General features: G+C 72.9%; 18 protein-coding genes. 12 read left to right on the top strand and 6 right to left on the bottom strand.

Annotated elements, in window-relative coordinates:
* Positions 1–21: 21 nt before the first annotated feature.
* The 6 genes from C7S10_RS10220 to C7S10_RS10195 are packed head-to-tail and all read left to right on the top strand — an operon-like array spanning position 22 to position 10179.
* Entirely contained in the window at positions 22–6864 is a 6843-nt protein-coding gene (locus tag C7S10_RS10220) for a cadherin domain-containing protein (RefSeq protein ID WP_133176482.1), read from the top strand.
* Positions 6865–6895: 31 nt separating this feature from the next.
* Positions 6896–7393 (top strand): phage tail protein, encoded by a 498-nt coding sequence (locus C7S10_RS10215; protein ID WP_108344318.1) that lies wholly within the window; start codon positions 6896–6898, stop codon positions 7391–7393.
* A gap of 12 nt (positions 7394–7405) precedes the next feature.
* Positions 7406–7909, top strand: a complete 504-nt coding sequence (locus C7S10_RS10210; protein ID WP_108344317.1) for a phage tail protein — start codon at positions 7406–7408, stop codon at positions 7907–7909.
* Positions 7910–7922: 13 nt separating this feature from the next.
* The gene (locus tag C7S10_RS10205; protein WP_108344316.1) at positions 7923–8462 is read left to right on the top strand and encodes a phage tail protein; all 540 of its coding nucleotides are present in this window, start codon (positions 7923–7925) and stop codon (positions 8460–8462) included.
* Positions 8459–8938: a GNAT family N-acetyltransferase gene (locus C7S10_RS10200; RefSeq protein ID WP_108344315.1), complete on the top strand. Its 480-nt coding sequence runs from the start codon at positions 8459–8461 to the stop codon at positions 8936–8938. Before C7S10_RS10205 ends, C7S10_RS10200 begins: the two co-directional genes overlap by 4 nt.
* Positions 8935–10179: an ABC transporter substrate-binding protein gene (locus C7S10_RS10195; protein WP_108344314.1), complete on the top strand. Its 1245-nt coding sequence runs from the start codon at positions 8935–8937 to the stop codon at positions 10177–10179. Before C7S10_RS10200 ends, C7S10_RS10195 begins: the two co-directional genes overlap by 4 nt.
* Here the strand turns inward: C7S10_RS10195 and C7S10_RS10190 are convergent.
* Genes C7S10_RS10190 through C7S10_RS10180 form a run of 4 tightly spaced genes read right to left on the bottom strand, consistent with a single transcriptional unit; the run spans position 10176 to position 11738 of the window.
* Positions 10176–10421, bottom strand: coding sequence for a DUF6916 family protein (locus tag C7S10_RS10190; RefSeq protein ID WP_108344313.1), 246 nt, complete (start codon positions 10419–10421; stop codon positions 10176–10178). The two genes, C7S10_RS10195 and C7S10_RS10190, sit on opposite strands and share 4 nt — an antisense overlap.
* A gap of 7 nt (positions 10422–10428) precedes the next feature.
* Entirely contained in the window at positions 10429–10566 is a 138-nt protein-coding gene (locus C7S10_RS22190; RefSeq protein WP_165807092.1) for a hypothetical protein, read from the bottom strand.
* Complete coding sequence (locus C7S10_RS10185) at positions 10563–11120, bottom strand: VanZ family protein (RefSeq protein WP_207769323.1); 558 nt, start codon at positions 11118–11120, stop codon at positions 10563–10565. The genes C7S10_RS22190 and C7S10_RS10185 overlap by 4 nt, the downstream gene beginning before the upstream one ends.
* A gap of 9 nt (positions 11121–11129) precedes the next feature.
* The gene (locus tag C7S10_RS10180; RefSeq protein ID WP_165807107.1) at positions 11130–11738 is read right to left on the bottom strand and encodes a TetR/AcrR family transcriptional regulator; all 609 of its coding nucleotides are present in this window, start codon (positions 11736–11738) and stop codon (positions 11130–11132) included.
* An 81-nt stretch (positions 11739–11819) separates the two neighbouring features.
* Here C7S10_RS10180 and C7S10_RS10175 point away from each other — a divergent pair, with 81 nt between their 5' ends.
* The 4 genes from C7S10_RS10175 to C7S10_RS10160 are packed head-to-tail and all read left to right on the top strand — an operon-like array spanning position 11820 to position 15050.
* On the top strand, positions 11820–13274 hold the full coding sequence (locus C7S10_RS10175; RefSeq protein WP_108344388.1) for a carotenoid oxygenase family protein: 1455 nt from the start codon (positions 11820–11822) through the stop codon (positions 13272–13274).
* A gap of 29 nt (positions 13275–13303) precedes the next feature.
* Positions 13304–13690, top strand: coding sequence for a phage holin family protein (locus C7S10_RS10170; RefSeq protein ID WP_108344311.1), 387 nt, complete (start codon positions 13304–13306; stop codon positions 13688–13690).
* Positions 13687–14190, top strand: coding sequence for a low molecular weight protein-tyrosine-phosphatase (locus C7S10_RS10165; RefSeq protein WP_108344310.1), 504 nt, complete (start codon positions 13687–13689; stop codon positions 14188–14190). Before C7S10_RS10170 ends, C7S10_RS10165 begins: the two co-directional genes overlap by 4 nt.
* Positions 14187–15050 carry a fructosamine kinase family protein gene (locus C7S10_RS10160; RefSeq protein ID WP_108344309.1) on the top strand — a complete coding sequence of 288 codons (864 nt, stop codon included), beginning with the start codon at positions 14187–14189 and terminating at the stop codon, positions 15048–15050. The genes C7S10_RS10165 and C7S10_RS10160 overlap by 4 nt, the downstream gene beginning before the upstream one ends.
* 9 nt (positions 15051–15059) lie before the next feature.
* On the opposite strand, the gene C7S10_RS10155 is transcribed toward C7S10_RS10160, so the two are convergent.
* Positions 15060–15812: an endo alpha-1,4 polygalactosaminidase gene (locus tag C7S10_RS10155; RefSeq protein ID WP_108344308.1), complete on the bottom strand. Its 753-nt coding sequence runs from the start codon at positions 15810–15812 to the stop codon at positions 15060–15062.
* A 26-nt stretch (positions 15813–15838) separates the two neighbouring features.
* Positions 15839–16540: a GAF and ANTAR domain-containing protein gene (locus C7S10_RS10150; protein ID WP_165807106.1), complete on the bottom strand. Its 702-nt coding sequence runs from the start codon at positions 16538–16540 to the stop codon at positions 15839–15841.
* A 167-nt stretch (positions 16541–16707) separates the two neighbouring features.
* Between C7S10_RS10150 and C7S10_RS10145 the strand changes: the two genes are divergently transcribed.
* Together C7S10_RS10145 and C7S10_RS10140 are read left to right on the top strand one after the other, a co-directional pair.
* A complete protein-coding gene (locus C7S10_RS10145; protein WP_108344306.1) occupies positions 16708–17397 on the top strand; it encodes a response regulator transcription factor in 690 nt (229 codons plus the stop codon).
* Positions 17394–18767: a sensor histidine kinase gene (locus C7S10_RS10140; RefSeq protein ID WP_243395301.1), complete on the top strand. Its 1374-nt coding sequence runs from the start codon at positions 17394–17396 to the stop codon at positions 18765–18767. Before C7S10_RS10145 ends, C7S10_RS10140 begins: the two co-directional genes overlap by 4 nt.
* Positions 18768–18830 lie beyond the last annotated feature (63 nt).

The following is an 18830-nucleotide window of genomic DNA, read 5'->3' as shown; positions in this document are numbered from 1 at the left end:
CACCTGTGGGGAGGACCACGAATGTCTTGTGTGCGCACCCTGGCGGCCACTGCGATCCTGACGACCGTCGGGGCAGCTCTTGCCGTCGTGCCTGCTTCGGCTGCACCCGTCGCGACCGTCCAGGTCGTCAAGAACAGCCCGTCGGCAAATGCCGCGTCGAGGCCGACCGACCTCACGTCGGTCTGCGTCTCGCGCGACTCGGCGCGCGCCGCCGAGTCGTGCCGCGACGACGAGCGCCGGGCGGCGCTGCGCGTCGACCGGCCGCTCACGCTGTGCCGTGACCACGACGGCGCCCTGACGGGTGGACGCTGCGAGGACGGCGAGCGCGAGCTCACCCTCCCCCGCAACAAGGACGGGCTGCTCTGCGCCACCGGCCGGGCCGGTCGCCTCGTGCACGTCGAGCGGCGCGCGGACTGCGACGGCACGTTCTTCCGCGCGATCAACCACATCCCCGGCAAGCCGCGCCGCACGGGCGGTGCGATCCCCGAGAACGCCGGGCGCGTCAGCGCCGGCCTGCTGACCGCTCGCGACACCGACCCCGGCGACCGGATCCGGTTCCGCCTGCAGAAGGGCACCGGTGACGACGACAACGACCTCGTCCAGCTGCGCGGCGACCAGCTCTTCGTGACCTCCTCCGTCACCGCCGCCGACCACCCGAGCCTCGCCGTGCGGGTCCAGGCCATCGACCTCCTGGGCAAGCGCCGAGGTCGCGCGCTGTCGATCAAGGTCACGCCGTCCGCGCCCGTCCCCACGCCCACCGCGACGCCCACGGCCCCCCCGACAGCCACCCCCACCCCCACGCCGACCCCGACCCCCACCCCCACGGCGACGCCCACCGTCACCCCGACCGTCCAGCCCACGACCTTCGACCTCGCTCCCACGACGGTCGAGGAGAACGCCGTCGCCAAGGTCGGCACGCTGTCGATCACCGACCCCGACCCCTCGACCGCGCCCGCGTTCGCGATCACCGCGGGCGGCGCCGACTTCGAGATCCGCGCCGGCGACCAGGTGTGGACCACGCGGGCCCTCGACCACGAGGCCGCCGCCACCCGTCAGCTGACGATCCGCGTGCAGGACAACGGCGTCGTCGACCTGACGCGCTCCTTCACCATCGACGTCACCGACGTCGACGAGGACCCGACCACCATCGACCTGTCCGGCGACACGGTCACGGAGAACGCCGAGGCACTCATCGGCACCCTGTCCGTCGACGACCCCGACGCCGACAGCGCACCCGTCTTCACCATCACCTCCGGTGGCACCGACCTCGAGATCCGCGACGGCGACGAGCTGTGGTCGACCGGTCTCGACTTCGAGACCGACCCGACCCGCACGGTCGGCATCCACGCCGGGGGTACGGCGGACCTCGACGCCGACGTCCAGGTGACCGTCACCGACGTCAACGAGGCGCCCACCAGCCTCGCCCTCGACGGCGACACCATCGTCGAGAACAGCCCCGTCGGCACCACCGTCGGCACGCTGTCGAGCACGGACCCGGACGCGGGGGACACGGCGACGTACGCCCTCGTGCCTGCTGCCGCCGACAACGACCGCTTCGCCGTCGACGGCGACGAGCTGGTCGCGGCCGACTCCTTCGACGTCGAGTCCACTCCCTCCGCCACCGCCCGGGTCGTCGTCACCGACGCCGGCGGCGAGACCTTCGCCCGCACGTTCACCATCGACGTCCTCGACGTCAACGAGGCCCCGACCTCGCTGACCCTCTCCGACGACGCCGTCGACGAGCACCAGCCGGTGGGTACGGCGGTGGGCGAGCTCGACAGCGCCGACCCCGACGCCGGCGACACCGCGACGTACACCCTCGTCAGCGGCCCGGGATCCGACGACAACGACGCCTTCACCATCGACGGCACCACCGTCGCGACGGCGGAGGTCCTCGACGAGGCGACGAAGAACGAGTACGACATCCGCGTGCGCGTCACCGACGACGGCGGCCTGACCCGCGAGGCGGCGTTCACGATCGCCGTCGACCCGATCAACGACGCCCCGACCGCGCTCAGCCTGTCGAGCACCTCGATCGAGGAGAACGCGACCGCCCTCGTCGTCGGCACCTTCGCCGCCGTCGACAGCGACGGACCGGCGCCCTTCACCTACGACCTCGTGGGCGGCCCGGGCTCGGGCGACAACGACGCGTTCGCGATCACCGGCGACACCCTCACGGCCGACGACGCCTTCGACTTCGAGGACCAGGACAGCTACGCGATCCGGGTCCGCGTCAGCGACGGCGCGACCCCGGCCGAGTCGCTGGTCGAGACCTTCGCCATCGAGGTCGTGGACGTCAACGAGGCTCCCACCTCGCTCACCCTCGACGACACCGTCGTGCCCGAGCACCAGCCGGTCGGCACCCCCGTCGGCGACCTCGACAGCACCGACCCCGACGCCGGCGACACCGCGACCTACACCCTGGTCGGCGGGCCGGGGTCCGACGACAACGACGCCTTCGCCATCGACGGCGCGACGATCGAGACCGCCGAGGTCCTCGACGAGGCGACGAAGAGCTCCTACGCCGTCCGCGTCCGCGTGACCGACGCCGGCGGCCTGACCCGCGAGGCGAGCTTCACGATCACCGTCGACGCGATCAACGACGCCCCGAGCGACATCACCCTCTCGAGCAGCACGATCGCGGAGAACGCCGGCACCGACGCGACCGTCGGCACCCTCGCGGCCACCGACCCCGACGGGCTCGCGCCCTACACCTACGAGCTCGTCGCGGGCACCGGCGACGGCGACAACGACGAGTTCACGATCACCGGCAACACCCTGCGCGCCGGTCGCTCGTTCGACTTCGAGGCACGGTCGAGCCACTCGGTCCGCGTCCGCGTCACCGACGCCGGCACCCCGGCCCAGGCGTTCGAGAAGGTCCTGGTCATCACCGTCACCGACGTCAACGAGGCCCCCACGGCCCTGACGCTGAGCAACCAGTCCGTTGCCGAGAACTCGTCGGTCGGCACCGTGGTCGGCACCCTCGCGAGCACCGATCCCGACGCCGGCGACACCGCGGCGTACGCCCTCGTGGCCGGCGCCGCCGACAACGCGACGTTCTCGATCAGCAGCGGCAGGCTCGTCGTGGCCGCGGGCATCGACTTCGAGGCGACCCCCTCCCTCACCGCACGGGTCCGCGTCACCGACGCGGGCGGCCTGACGTTCGTCCGCGACTTCACCGTTGCGGTGACCGACGTCAACGAGGCGCCCACCGCCCTGACCCTCAGCAACCAGTCGGTCCTCGAGAACGCCGACGCCGGCACCTCTGTCGGCATCCTCGGCAGCACCGACCCGGACGCGGGCGACACCGCGACGTACGCCCTCGTCACCGGCGCCCTCGACAACGCGCAGTTCGCGATCGCCGGCGGCGACCTCGTCACCGCTGCGGTCTTCGACCGCGAGACGAAGGCGTCGTACGCCGTGCGGGTGCGGGTCACCGACGGTGGCGGCCTGTCGTTCGTGCGCGACGTCACCATCACCGTCACCAACGTCAACGAGGCGCCGACAGCCCTCACCCTGGACAGCTCCTCGATCCCGGAGAGCTCGGGTCCCGACGCGGTCGTCGGGACCTTCACGACGACCGACCCCGACGGCCCCCTGCCCTTCTCCTACGCCCTCGTGGGCGGCGCCGGCAGCGCGGACAACGCAGCGTTCTCGATCACCGGTGGCTCGCTACGGGCCGTCGCCGACCTCGACTTCGAGCAGCGCACGACCTACACCGTGCGGGTCCGCACCGCCGACGCCGGCGGGTTGTCGTTCGACCGCGCCTTCACCATCACCGTCACCGACGTCAACGAGGCACCCACGGCCTTGGCCCTGAGCCGCTCCGACGTCGACGAGAACAAGCCCGCCGGCACGGTCGTCGGCACCCTCAGCGCCTCGGACCCCGATGCCGGCTCCACGTTCACCTACTCCCTCGCGGCCGGCGCCGGCGACACCGACAACGCGTCGTTCGCGATCGTCGGCGGCCAGCTGACGACGGCCAGTGCCTTCGACGTCGAGACGAGGTCGAGCTACACGGTCCGTGTGCGCGTCACCGACAACGGGGGGCTGTCCTACGCGACGTCCTTCACCATCACGGTCAACGACGTCAACGACGCCCCGGCCGTCGGCGCCGACAGCTACGACGGCACGATCGGCAACACGCTCGCCAAGCTCGGTCCCGTCACGACCACCGGACCGGTCGTCACCCTCACCGGCTCACTGCCGCTGGCCAACGACACCGACCAGGACGGCGACGCGCTCTCCGTCGTCCCGGGCACCCTCACCGGCAGCCAGGGCGGGTCGCTCACGATCACCGCGACCGGATCGTTCAGCTACCTCCCCGAGGCCGGCGACAAGGACGTGACCGACACGTTCACCTACTCCGTCACCGACGGCGAGGCCATCTCGACCGGCACGCTCGCCATGCTCGTCGGCACCCGCCGCATCTGGTGGGTCGACGACTCGGGCACGGCCCCCGGGACCGGCCGCTCCACCGCGCCGTTCACCTCGCTCTCGACGCTCAACCTGATCAACACCGACCCGGACGGCCCCGACGACGAGATCTTCGTGCACGCGGGCTCCTATTCCTCGGCCACGTCGGTCCTGGTGCTCGAGGCCGGGCAGAAGCTCATCGGCGAGCGGGCGGGACTACCCGGGCTGGTCCCGGCGGGTGCGGCACCGACCCTCACCGCGACCGGTGTGTCGACGGCGGTGCAGGCCTCCACCGGCAGCACGATCAGCGGCCTCGACATCACCTCGACCGGCAACGGTGCCGCCCTGGCCACCAGCGGCACGACCAGCTCGACGGTGACCTCCGACGTCACCCTGCGGGGCGGCACGCGCTGGGCGGTCGACTACTCGGCCGGCAACCTGGTCGACCACCAGAACGCGGCCACGATCGTCGGCGGCACGCTCGGCGCCGTACGCGTGACGACCTTCAACTCCGGTTCGATCACGTTCAGCGGCCCGGTCAGCTCGTCGGCGAACGCCAACTCGGGCGGCATCGAGGTCGGCACCAACGGGGCCACGGTCACGTTCAGCGGTCCGCTGTCGCTCTCGACGGGTACGGCGAACGCCGTCACCTACTCCGGGTTCGGCAACCTGATCCTCAGCAACGCCGCCAACGCCGTCACCACCACCACCGGCACCGGCATCGCCGTCGGCACCGGGACCGGCAGCGCCACCATCGCCGGGTCGGTCGTCGCGGCCGACGGCACGGCCGGCAGCGCGGGCGGCCAGCCCCTCCGCGTCACCGGCCACACCGGGGGCGTGCTGGCGGTGCCCGCCACCCTCGCCGGCGCCGGGATCACGATGGGCACGAGCGGCACGACCCTCAACCTGTCCGGACGCCTCACCCTGCGCACCGCGAACCCCGGACAGGCCGGGTTCTCAGCCTCGGGCGGCGGCACGATCTCGGCCACCGGCACGGGCAGCACCGTGTCGACCACGACCGGGACCGCCGTCGGCATCGTCGGCACCGCCATCGGCACGAGCACCGGGGCGAGCGGCGTCACCTTCGCATCGGTGTCCTCCGACGGCGCCGTCAACGGCATCAACCTCCAGGACACCGGCGTCAGCAACGGCATCTTCACCGTCGTCGGCGGCGGCACGACCTGCGGTGGCGACGTGACCGCCGGCACCACCGGCACGACCGGCCCGGGCACCCCGGCCACCCTCACCGCCACCCCGGTCCTCGCCGCCTGCTCCGGAGGCGTGATCCGCAACTCGAGCGCCTCCGGCGTCCGCCTGGTCAACACGCGGGCCACGACCCTGACGTCCATGTCGATCGACGGCAGCCGCGGCCACGGCGTCGAGGCCGTCGGCACGGCCGGCATCGTGAACCTGACCGACAGCCAGGTCACGGGCAGCGGCGACGCGGTCGGCGAGAACGGTGTCGACTTCACCGGCAACGCCGCTCTCACCGGCGCCGGGGTCCGCCTCACCGGCTCGTTCGTGGGCGACTCCTACGACTCCAACCTGGTGGCGTCGGGCCGAGGCTCGCTGACCGTCCTCACGTCGCTGGTCTCCGACGCCGGCCGGCGCGGTGGCGCCTCCGGCGACGGAGCGCGCACGGACGTCGCCGGCGCGGACGCGGCGACCCTCAACGTGTCCGACTCGGTGTTCCGCGACAACCTCGGCGACCACGTGCAGGGCAGTGCGACCGGCACGACCAGCACGCTGACCACCAGCGTCGCGCGCAGCTCGTTCACCACGTCCGCGACCGCGGTCGCAGCCGGCGCCCTGGGCGGCGGCATCGTGGTGGCCGGGTCCGGCACGGGCTGGGGCGGCAACGCCTACCTCTCGGCCGACAGCAACACGATCCGTGGCGCCCGCACCTCGGCCGTGACGGTCTCCGCCAACGGCACGGCTGCCGCTGGGGTCGTGCGTGGCTCCCTCCTGCGCAACCGGATCGGCGGCTCGGGCACGGACTCGTGCAGCGCGAGCGCCTCCGGGTTCGACCTCCGCAACCGGGACGGCAGCGGCGCCCTGCGCGCCTACGTCGCGCTCAACGACGTCCGCGAGTGCGCGGGACCGGCCGTGTCGGCACGATCCACCGGCGGCACCATGGCGTCCGACGTCACGGTCCAGAACAACGTGGTCGGGTCGACCAACGGGGCCACGGCACAGCAGGCGTTCGTGGGGCGCTTCAACAACGCGCCCGAGGACACGGCCAACAACACCTGCCTGAGCGTGACTGGCACGACCCAGGCGGCGACCGGCCAGCCCAGCATCGTGATCCAGGGCCACCCGACCATTCCCACCCGGGTGCCGAGCTTCGGAGGCGCCGCCAACACGTGGTTCACCAACGCCAACAACGGCGCCGTGGCGACGACGACGGGCGCCTACGCAACCGGCCCGAGCACGTGCGTGGCTCCATGACCGCCTTCCTCCCACCGACAGGAGACACCTGATGGCCGAACCCTTCCTCAGCGAGATCCGCCAGTTCTCGTTCGTGTTCCCGCCCCGGGGCTGGGCGCTGTGCAACGGTCAGCTCCTGCCGATCAACCAGAACCAGGGACTCTTCTCGCTGCTCGGCACGACCTACGGCGGCGACGGGCGGACGAACTTCGCCCTGCCCGACCTGCGTGGACGCGTCCCGATCCACGTCGGCAGCGGCCACACGCTCGGCGAGCGCGCCGGCGAGGCCGCCCACACGGTCAGCCTGGCCGAGCTCCCGACGCACACCCACCAGGTGGGCGTCAGCGGCTCGGCCGGCACGACGGTCGACCCGACGGGCAACTACCTCGCGGCGGCCGCCAACGCCTACGCCGCGCCGACGAGCAGCCTCGTCGGCCTGGCCGGCGGTGCCACGAACACCGGCGGCTCGCAGGCCCACCTCAACCTGCAGCCCTTCCTGACCATGAGCTTCTGCATCGCCTTGCAGGGCATCTTCCCGAGCCAGACCTGAGAGGCACCCGAGATGGCACAACCCTATGTGGGTGAGATCCGCGTCTTCGCGGGCAACTTCGCCCCGGCCGGCTGGGCGCTCTGCGAGGGCCAGCTGATGCCGATCAGCGAGAACGAGACCCTGTTCCAGGTCATCGGCACCACCTACGGCGGTGACGGCCAGTCCACCTTCGCCCTCCCGGACATGCGTGGCCGGATCCAGGTGCACCAGGGCAACGGCTACACCCTGGCCGAGAGCGGTGGCGTCGAGCAGGTCACGCTGACCGTCAACCAGATCCCGGCCCACAACCACACGCTCGTCACGTCGTCGGCGCCCGGCCACGCCAACCGTCCCACCGACGGCGTGCCCGCGTCCTCTCCCAACGTCGACCTCTACTCGACGCGTCCGGCCGACGTGGACATGGCCGCCCAGGCCGTCGCCCCGACCGGCGGGAGCCAGCCGCACGAGAACATGCAGCCCTTCCTGGCGCTCCACCACATCATCAGCCTCTTCGGCATCTTCCCGAACCCGACCTGATCGAGAGACCGACATGGCAGACCCGTTCGTCGCCGAGATCCGCGCGTTCCCGTTCAACTTCGCCCCCCGGGGATGGGCGTTCTGCAACGGCCAGCTGCTGCCGATCTCGCAGAACACCGCCCTCTTCTCGCTGCTGGGCACGACGTACGGCGGCAACGGCACGTCCACCTTCGCGCTGCCCGACCTCCAGGGCCGTGCGGCAGTGCACCCGGGCCAGGGCCCCGGCCTGTCGCTGCGAGCGCTCGGCGAGACCGGAGGCGTGGAGTCCGTGACGCTGCTCGAGTCCGAGATCCCCCACCACCGCCACACCCTGCGCGCCGACCAGCAGCAGGCGACGCAGGCTCGCCCGGCCGACGGCCGGGTGCTCGCCGCCTCGCTCGGCGGGATGGCCTACGCCGTCCCGGCCGTCGGCGGCGCGGCCCCCTCCCCGACAACAGCGTCCCCGTCCGTGCTGGCCCCCGCCGGCGGCTCGCAGCCGCACAACAACATGCAGCCCTACCTCACCCTCAACTACTGCATCGCGCTCCAGGGCGTGTTCCCGCCACGCGGATGATCACTACCGTCGAGCCCGTCACCACCCGTCCCGCCACCGGCGCGGACGTGGGATTCCTGCTCGCCCTCCTCGTCTCGTCGCTGCCACCGGCCACGGCCGCGCTGGGCGCCGTGCCCGGGCTGCTGGAGCAGCAGCACGCTGCGCGTGAGGCGTCGTACGCCGCGGCGTACGCCTCGCTCCGCGACGAGATCGTGCTCGTCGGCGACGAGCCGGTGGGCCGCCTGCTGACGGCGGACGTCCCCTTCGCGACCCACGTCGTCGACATCGCGATCGCACCGGGACGCCGCGGTCGCGGGTGGGGGACACACCTGCTCGAGCGACTGCTGGCCCACGGCCCGGTGTCGCTGACGGTCGCGACGGACAGCCCCGCCGGCGCGCTCTACGAGCGCCTCGGGTTCTGCGTGGTCGGCCGGACCGACACCCACCTCTCACTCCACCACTCCGGGCACCACACCACCGAAGGAACCGGCGCATGATCGACCTCTCGACCTCCTCCCCCGAGCCGGCCGACCCGACACTGGGTCGCCGCGGCTTCGTCGGCGCGGCCGGTGCAGCCACGGCCGCCCTGACGGTCCCGGTGCTGGCGGCCCCGGCCGCCTCGGCCGCCCGGCCGCTGCGCGTCGGCGTGCTCGTGCCCGAGGACCTCAGCTACGCGCCGGCCGGAGCGAGCCTGGTCGCCGGGCTCGCGCTCGGCTTCCGGACCGCGAAGCACCCGGTCGCGACGTCGCTCGTCACGCGCGGCGTGTCCCGCGGCTACGCCGGTGCGACCACCGCCACCGCCGAGCTGCTGGCGACGAAGGTCGACGTCGTGGTTGCTGGCGTCTCGGTGCTGACCGCCGAGTCGATCGCCCCGCTGTGCCGCGCGGCCGGGGTCAGCCTGGTCGTCGCAGGCGTCGGCGCGCACGTCGTGCCGACGGGGACGGCGGGCGTCCTGCACGTCGGCCTCCAGCACTGGCAGGCGGCGCACGCGATGGGCTCCTGGGCGCGCAAGAACCTGGGCAGCTCGCTGTTCGAGATCGTCGCCGCGCCCGATGCCGGCTACGACGCGGTCTACGCCACGGCTCGCTCGTTCCAGTCCTCGGGCGGGGCCTTGGTCGGACGGGCGATCACCCACGACCGCCCGGTCGGCACCGGCGCCGACGAGGCCGTCGCCGCGGCTCGCGCCTCCGGTGCGGCCGTGGTCGTCGTGCACGCTTCGGGTCGCCGGGCCGCCGAGATCCTGGCCGCCGTCCGGCGTGGTGGCCTGGGCGCCAAGGTCGTCGCCGACGGCCTGGCGGTCGACGACGCCGTCCTTCCCTCCGTCGGGTCCGCGGCCCGCGGGGTCTACTCCGCCTCGTCGTGGGTCGGACGATCCACGACCGCCCCCGTCCGGGACTTCGTGCACGCCTACCGCGCCGCCCACGGCAACCGCCGACCCGACGCGTTCGCGGTCGTCGGTCACGACGCTGCCCGCGTCGTGGCGGCCGCCTCGCGGCGTACGACGAAGCGCTCGGCCTGGACTTCGACGATGACCGGTCGCAAGGTAGACGGCGCCCGCGGCACCCTGCTCGTCGGCACCGACGGCGTCGCCACCTCGCGGATCTCGATCCGTCGGGTGGGGCAGGGACGCAACCTCGAGATCGACCGCACGGCCCGCATCGGCGGGGTGCCCCTCACACTGGCCTCGCTGCGGACCACCGAGGTCGCGGCCTACGTCAACGAGTTCCTCGGCACCTAGTTGAAGACCGCCTCGTAGGTGCGGGCGCTCGCGCCGGCGCCGACGGGGACGACGAAGAGGAGCCCGTCGCCGAGCACGGGGTGGGCGATCTCGTGGGTCGCCTGGTCGAGTGGCCGGTCGAGCGGGCCCTCGAAGACCAGCGAGCCGCCGGCACCGGCCGGGGTGGCGGTCGTCAGCGTGACCGGAACCCCGGCCAAGGTGAACTCCTCGCCGACGTGGGCGGCGAGCTGCGCGAACTCCACGCCAGGCTCAGCGCTTGGGGCCGTTGAGGCGACGCTCGATGCGCGCCTCGGGCTGGCCCAGGATCCTGGCCAGCAGGCTCACGCGGTTGCGATAGGCGACGACGCCGCCGACGACGAGCACCAGCAGGATGAGGAATCCGATCATGCGACCAGCGTACGTCGCCGCCAAGGCCGCAGGGCGAGCGCGAGCAGCAGCCCGATCACGCCGCCGATGATCGCGCCGGCGAGGTTGTCGACCATGTCGGTGACGTCGCAGGCCCGCCCGATCCGCGAGGCCGCGAGCTGGAGCGTCTCGATGGCGACGGAGTAGAGGCCGAGCGCCGCGATGCCCAGCGGCGCGAGCACCCAGCCCGCACGCCAGCGCGCGACGGCGAGCACCCACAGGGCGCCCGCCGGCACGAAGACCACGATGTTGAGCAGCCGCTGGCTCCCGGGGAGGATCCAGAACCCGTCGGGGGCCGGTCCGCCGTAGTCCAGCGAGCACGCGGTCTGCGCCTCGTCGATCGGCACCACCCCGATCCCCCACTCCGCCGGGATGAGGGTGAGGATCCCGATGCAGACCACGGTCCAGCAGAAGCCGGCGATCGCCACCGCGGTCACGGCGCCGAGCCGACGGGTCAGGAGGCGTGCCAGTCCGACGAAGACGACCAGCGCGCCGAGGCAGCCCAGGAGCATCACCCCTGTTCCGCCGATCGTCACGCCCCGAGGCTAGTCGGACGAGGGGGCCAGGCCCCGCAGGAGGTGCGTGAGCATCGGCCAGAGCACCGCGTGCTCGGGGTCGTCGACGATCCGCACGACCCCCGAGAGCTCGAGCATGACGTAGCCGTGGAGGGCGCTCCAGAACTGCGCCGCCACCTGCCGCGGGTCGTCGGGCAGCAGGGTGCCGGCGGTCATCGCCCGCTCGACGAGCCCGGCGATCTGGTCGAAGGCCGCGAGCGCGACCTCCGGGTTGGGTCCGCTCCCGTGCAGGTCGCCACGCCCGACCGCGCCGAACATGACGCCGAACAGGTGCCGGTTCTCCAACGCGTTCTCGCGGTACGCCGCTGCGCTGGCGCGCAGGTCCGCGAGCGTGTCGTCGCTGCGGCCGACGGCGTCGACGTGCGCGATCAGCCGGCGGAAGCCCTCGGTGGCGACCTCGTCCACGACCGCGCTCATGGCGCCGAAATGGGTGTAGACGGCCATCGTCGAAGTGCCGGCCCCGGCCGCGATCCGGCGCGCCGACAGCGCCGAAGGCCCTTCTTCACCGAGGATCCGCGCCGCCTCCTCGACCAGCCGTCCGCGGACGTCGGACCGGTCCGGTTCCAGTTCTGAGCTCACCCTCGACATGCTGCCATAACGGCGTTATGGTCGAGCGATAACGACGTTATGGAGCGCCGTTCCACCTCCGAGGAGAACGTCATGACCCTGACCAGCCACCCGACCGGCAACCCCGCTGGCAGCACCACCGGAGCCACCAGCCGCTACCTCCGCGACAACTTCGCCCCGGTCGCCGAGGAGCTCACCGCCACCGACCTCACGGTCACCGGGCAGCTGCCCGACCACCTCGACGGGCGCTACCTCCGGATCGGGCCCAACCCGGCCCACGACCCGGGCGAGCGCTACCACTGGTTCATGGGCGAGGGCATGGTGCACGGCGTCCGGCTGCGCGACGGCAAGGCCGAGTGGTACCGCAACCGCTGGGTCCGCCCGGCCGCGTCCGACTTCGCGGCCAACACCAACGTGCTCGAGCACGCCGGTCGCACGCTCGCCCTGGTGGAGGCCGGCTCCCCGCCGTACGAGCTGACGCACGACCTCGAGACCGTCGGCCCCTTCGACTTCTGCGGCACCCGCTCGCCGCTGCCGGGACGCGCGGGCTTCACCGCCCACCCGCACGAGGACCCGGCGACCGGGGAGCTGCACGCGCTGTCCTACAGCTGGCTGCGCGGCAACCGGGTGGACTACTCCGTCATCGACACCGCCGGCCGGGTCCGCCGCAGCGTGCAGGTGCAGGTGCACGGCAGCCCGATGATGCACGACTTCGCGCTGAGCGAGAAGCACGCCGTGGTGCTCGACCTGCCGGTCACCTTCGACGTCACGATGGCCACCGCCGACGTCCCCCGGCCCGCCCGCCCCCTCGTGCGTGGTCTCCTCAACCGGATCATCGGGCGCAACCCCGTGCCCGAGCCGATGATCGCCTTCGCCGCCCGCGGCAGCGCCGACCCGGGCTACGTCCTGCCCTACCGCTGGAACCGTGACTACCCCGCGCGCATCGGCGTCCTGGGCCGCGAGGCCGCTGCCGGATCCATCCGCTGGTTCGAGATCGACCCCTGCTACGTCTTCCACACCCTCAACGCCTACGACGACGGCGACACCGTGGTGGTCGACGTCGTGAAGCACCCGCGGATGTTCGACACGGTGATGGACGGGCCCGACGAGGGGCCGGCCGTGCTGACGCGCTACACCCTCGACCTCGCGACGGGCAGGGCCAGCGAGACCGGTGTCGACCAGCGCTCCCAGGAGTTCCCGCGGCACGACGAGCGGCTGACCGGCCGGCGGCACCGCTACGGCTGGGCGGTCGGCTTCGAGGGCGGCACCACGGGCGACACCGTGCTGCGCCACGACCTCGACACCGGTCGCACCGAGGCACGCCGGCTCGGGCCCGGGACGGAGGCGAGCGAGTTCTGCTTCGTCCCGCACCCCGACGCGACGGCCGAGGACGACGGGGTGCTGATGGGCTACGTGTTCGACCGCGAGTCGGGGCTCAGCCACCTCCGCGTCCTCGACGCCGCCTCCCTCGAGGACGTCGCCGCCGTCCACCTCCCGGGCCGTGTGCCGGCAGGATTCCACGGCAACTGGGCGCCGATCGACGGATGAACGGGCGGGCGCCGCCTAGGGTGACGCCCATGGGTTTCCTCTACAAGCTCCTGGCGTACGCTGCCGGGCTGGCCGCAGCCGCCTGGCTGCTCGAGGGCGTTCGGTTCAACGGCCCGGACAGCGGTTCCGTCGAGGTCCAGGAGAAGCTGCTGCCGCTCCTCGGCGTGGCGCTGATCCTGACCTTGGTCAACACCTTCATCCGGCCGATCCTCAGCGCCATCTCGTTCCCGATCACCCTGATCACGCTGGGTCTGTTCCAGCTGGTGATCAACGCCGCGATGCTGCTGCTGACCGACCGGATCGCCGAGGGCCTCGACCTCGGCTTCAAGGTCGTCGGCCTCTGGCCCGCCCTCCTCGGCGCGATCATCATCACCGTCGTCGGCTGGCTGGTCGACGCCGTCGTGGGCGACGAGTGACCTCGCTGCCCGCACCCCACCGACCCGGGCACTACCGCGTCGCCTTCATCTGCTCGGGCAACATCTGCCGCTCGCCCAGCGCCGACGTCGTGCTCGAGTCGATGCTGGCCGAGGCAGGCCTGTCCGACCGGGTCGAGGTCGTCTCCGGCGGCATCGGTGACTGGCACGTCGGCGACGCGATGGACCCCCGCTCCGCGGCGGCCCTGCACGGGCGGGGCTACGACCCGACCCGGCACGCGGCCCAGCAGGTGCAGGCCGGGTGGTTCGGGCGCGACGACGTGCTGCTGGCGATGGACGAGAGCCATCGCAGCGACCTGTCCCGGCTCGGCGACCCCGAGCGGGTCCGCCTGTTCGGGGAGTTCGATCCGGACGATCCTGGTGTCGAAGTACCGGACCCCTACTACGGTGGCAGGGACGGTTTCGAGGAGGTGCTGGACATGATCGAGCGCACGTGTCGCGCGCTGGTCCCCCACATCGAGCGGGCCCTCTCGCCCTCATGACCCGCCAGCCGCTGGTCGCCAGGCGTGCCGAGGAGCTCCTCGGCACCTCCGTGGTGTCCACGGCCCCCGTCGCCGGCGGCGACATCGCCACGGCGACCCGGCTTCGCCTGTCCAACGGCCAGATGGCGCTGATGAAGACGGTGGCCCACGCACCCGACGGGTTCTTCGAGGCGGAGGCGGCCGGCCTGCGCTGGTTGGCCGAGGTCCCCGGCGGCGTGCCGATCCCCGAGGTCCTCGCGGGCAGCGACGACTGCGTGATCCTGGTCTGGGTCGAGCCCACGGCCAAGCACCAGCCCGAGGCGGCGGCGGGCTTCGGCCAGGCGCTCGCGACCACCCACCAGGCCGGCGCAGCGACGTACGGCGCCGCCCGCGACGGCTTCATCGGCCGCCTCCCCCTGCCCAACAAGCCGTGCGACACCTGGCCGGAGTTCTACGCCGTACGCCGCGTGCTGCCCTACCTCAAGCTCGCCCGCGACCGCGGCGCGGTCACCGACGGCGAGGCCGCCACGATCGAGGCCGTCATCGGACGGCTCCCCGACCTCGTCCCGGACGAGGCGCCGTCCCGGCTGCACGGTGACCTGTGGAACGGCAACTGCCTGTGGGGGGTCGACGGTGCCGTCCACGTCATCGACCCCGCGGCGTACGGCGGTCATCGCGAGGCCGACCTCGCGATGCTGCACCTCTTCGGGCTGCCGCACCTGCCGCGGGTGGTGCAGGCCTACCACGAGGCCGCGCCGCTCGCCGACGGCTGGGAGGAGCGGCTCGGGGTGCACCAGCTCTTCCCGCTGCTCGTGCACGCCTGCATGTTCGGCGGTGGCTACGCCGCCCGGGCGGCGGCCATCGCGGCCCGCTACGCCTGAGGTCCGCCCTCAGCAGCGCTCGTCGACCCCCGACGGGCTGACCGCCCGGTCGCGCAGCACCACCGGCAGCCGGTCGCCCCACGCGGCGCACGTCCGCTCGAAGTCACCGCGGCGATACTCCACGACGAGCACCCGGTTGTCGTACGCCGCTGCGTAGCGTCCGCACTCGTCGAAGCGGCCGCACTCCTCGGCGATGGCGAAGTCGAAGCCGATCGACGGGCCGCGTGACGCGACCTCGGCGGCGTTCTTCTGCGCGAGCGCGAGGCCGGCCGCGTGAGCACGACGGGCGAGCAGCCGGGCCAGCGCGAGGTTGTCCGACCGGGTCAGCAGTCCTTCGGAGCGGGTCCACGAGTCGAGGTTGTCGGCCTCGACCGCGTCGAAGCCGTCGCGGGCACAGCGGTCGATCCAGCGTCCGACGATCGCGGCGATGCCCGCGCGGCGGGCCGGGGTGCGGGTGTCGAGCAGCCACTCGCCCCACGCCTCGTCCACGACCGGTCGGCCGCCGTCACGCAGCACCAGCTGCGGGTGGCGCCTCCACAGTCGTCGCTCGGCGGGCTGGGTCTGGAAGGCGTTGACGTAGCAGACGTCGTACGCGCCGGCCGGCTCGTCGCCGCGATCGCGCACGACCGTGCCCACGCTGGCGGCGGGGGTCGACGCGCCGCCGATCTGGTAGGCCCAGTCCACGCCCGCGTCCGGCAGCGTCACGGTCGACGCGGCGAGGGACACGAGCGCCACCACGGCGCGGCGCCACCCGGGAGTCATGGTGCGAGAGCCTAGTGCGGCCGGCGTCAGCCCCCGCCGGGCTGTTCCAGCCCCGCGACGAAGTCCGCGACGACGCCGGCCGCCACGTCGCGCAGCTTGACGTTGCCGTGCGACGACGCGCGGGTCAGGAACGCGAAGGCCCGCTCCTCCGACATGGAGTAGCGGTGCATCAGGATCCCGAGCGCGATCCCGATGCGCTGGCGGGTGCGCAGGCCGTCGTGGAGCTCGTCGATCACCCGGGCCTTGCCCATCGCCAGCGCGGCCTGCGCGGCGAACACGTCGGCGATCTGCACGCTCTCCTCGTCGAGCCCGTTCGGTCGCGCGGAGTAGATCGACAGGCCGGCCTGGCTGGCGCTGTCGCCGTACAACCGCACGCCGATCTTGGACCGGATGCCGCGCTGAGCCGCCACCTCCGCGAACGCCGGCCAGCGCTCGTCGTGCCAGAGATCGGGGACGTGCACGATGCCGGCGGTGTCGGGGTCGAACGTGCACGGCCCCTCGCCGATGCTCTCCTGGACGGCGGCGAGCTCACGGGCCAGGTCGCTCGTCGCGGCCAACGCCTCCATGCGGCCGTCGGCGTGGGCCAGGGTCACGCCGACATGGTCGGCGCCGGGGACCGACGCCGCGGCGCTGCGCACGATGGCGTCCAGCGTGTCGTCGACGGAGGAGGCCTCCAGCAGGAGCGTGGCGGCGTGCGCGAGCGCATCACCGAGGGAGTCACCAGGCATCGGCAAACCCATCAGGTCAGGCTCGGGGAGTGTCACCGAGCCAGTCGTGCGGCCGCTTGCTCGACCGGTCGAGATCCTAGCCCGCTGCGAGCCGCTCCCCGCACACAGGTCCGGTCGCGTCGAGCAGTCTTCAGGCGGCGCTCAGACACGGCTGGCATCCTTGGGCCGTGCCCCCGACCCGTCCCCGCGTGCTCGTCGTCGACGACGACAAGGCCGTGCGCGAATCCCTGCGCCGCTCGCTCGAGTTCAACGGCTACGACGTGTCGCTCGCGGCCGACGGCGCGGAGGCGCTCGCGACCCTCGGCACCTCGCACCCCGACGTGGTCGTGATGGACGTGATGATGCCCCGCCTCGACGGCATCGAGACGACGCGGGCGCTGCGGGCGACCGGCAACGACGTCCCCGTCCTCGTCCTCACCGCGCGCGACGCCGTGGGCGATCGCGTCGAGGGGCTCGACGCCGGCGCCGACGACTACCTCACCAAGCCGTTCGCGCTCCAGGAGCTGCTCGCCCGGCTGCGGGCACTGCTGCGGCGGGTCGTGCCGACCGAGGACGACGAGTCGCTGTCGTTCGCCGACCTGACGATGGAGATCGGCTCGCGCGACGTACGCCGCGGGGAGCGCGCGATCGAGCTGACGCGCACCGAGTTCACGCTGCTCGAGATGTTCCTGCGCCGGCCGCGCCGCGTGCTCGAGCGCTCCTTCATCCTCGAGGAGGTGTGGGGCTACGACTTCCCGACCAGCGCCAACTCGCTCGAGGTCTACGTCGGCTACCTGCGCCGCAAGACCGAGGCCGAGGGCGAGCCGCGGCTGATCCACACGGTGCGCGGCGTGGGCTACGTGCTGAAGGAGACGTGAGCTTCCCGGAGGGCCGCTGGCACTACCGGCGGTCGCTCGCCTCCCGGGTCGCGCTGCTGACCACGATGGCGGTCGGCGCCTCGATCGCGCTGATGGCGCTCGGTGCCTTCATGGTGATGCGGATGCAGCTGCAGTCGTCGCTCGACGAGTCGCTGCTCAACCGGGCCACCAAGGCCGTCGAGTCGACGACCCTGTCCGAGGTCACGGTGCGGGGCGCGCCGTCGTGGATGCTGGGCGCCGCCGACGTGCGCGTCATCTTCATCACCGCCGAGGGCGGGGTGTCCGCCGACAACGTCCCCAGCTTCCAGCTCGGCAAGCCCGAGCTGGCCGTGGTCACCGGCGAGTCCGCGTCCTCGATCCGCACCCTCGCCGACGCGGACGGCGCGCGCTACCGCGTGGCCACGGTCCCGGCCGGCAGCGGCCGCGCGCTGGTGCTTGCCCAGCCGCTCGAGTCGCAGGAGCGCACGCTGCGCAAGCTCGGCACCGTCATGCTCGTCTCCGGCGGCCTCGGCATCCTGGCCGCCGCCCTGTCCGGCTGGGCGGTCGCGACCAACGGCCTGCGGCCCGTACGCCGCCTGACGAGGTCCGTCGAGCAGAACGCCCGCACCGAGGACCTCCGCCCGCTGCCGGTGGGCGGCGACGACGAGATCGCCCGCCTGGCGACCGCGTTCAACGACATGCTCGGCGCCCTCGCCGCCTCCCGCGACCGGCAGCGCCGGCTGGTGGCCGACGCCAGCCACGAGCTGCGCACGCCGCTGACGTCGCTGCGCACCAACCTCGACCTGCTCGCCCAGGCCGACGCGGGTGACGGCCTGCCGGCCGAGGCCCGCACCGAGCTGCTCGACGACGTCCGCGGCCAGATCGAGGAGCTCACGACCCTGGTCGGCGACCTGGTGATGCTGGCGCGCGAGGAGCAGCCCGAGGCCTCGATCTCTACCCTCGACCTCGCCGAGGTCACCGAGCGCGCCGTGACGCGGGTGCGCCGCCGCGCTGCGGGGGTCGACCTCGACGTACGCCTCGAGCCGTGGCCCGCCCAGGGCGACGCCACCGGTCTCGAGCGGGCGATCACCAACCTGCTCGACAACGCGGCGAAGTGGAGCCCGACCGGCGGCACGATCACGGTCCGGCTCGCGTCGGGCGTCCTCACCGTCGACGACCAGGGGCCCGGCATCAGCGAGGCCGACCAACCGCACGTCTTCGAGCGTTTCTGGCGCTCCGACGAGTCGCGCTCGATGCCCGGCTCGGGCCTGGGGCTCGCGATCGTGAAGCAGGTCGTCGACCTGCACGGTGGCCGCGTGGTCGTCAGCGCCGCGCCCGGCGGCGGCACCCGGATGTCGCTGTCCATCCCCGGGCTGCACGCCCCCGCCTGACCGCGAGTCGGCGCCAACCACCCGCCGAGTCGGCGCCAACCACCCGCCGAGTCGGCGCCAACC

Source organism: Nocardioides currus (assembly GCF_003057875.1).
Taxonomy (GTDB): domain Bacteria; phylum Actinomycetota; class Actinomycetes; order Propionibacteriales; family Nocardioidaceae; genus Nocardioides; species Nocardioides currus.
Note: the sequence above shows the minus strand (reverse complement) of the source record. Positions and strands in the feature narration are given on the sequence as shown.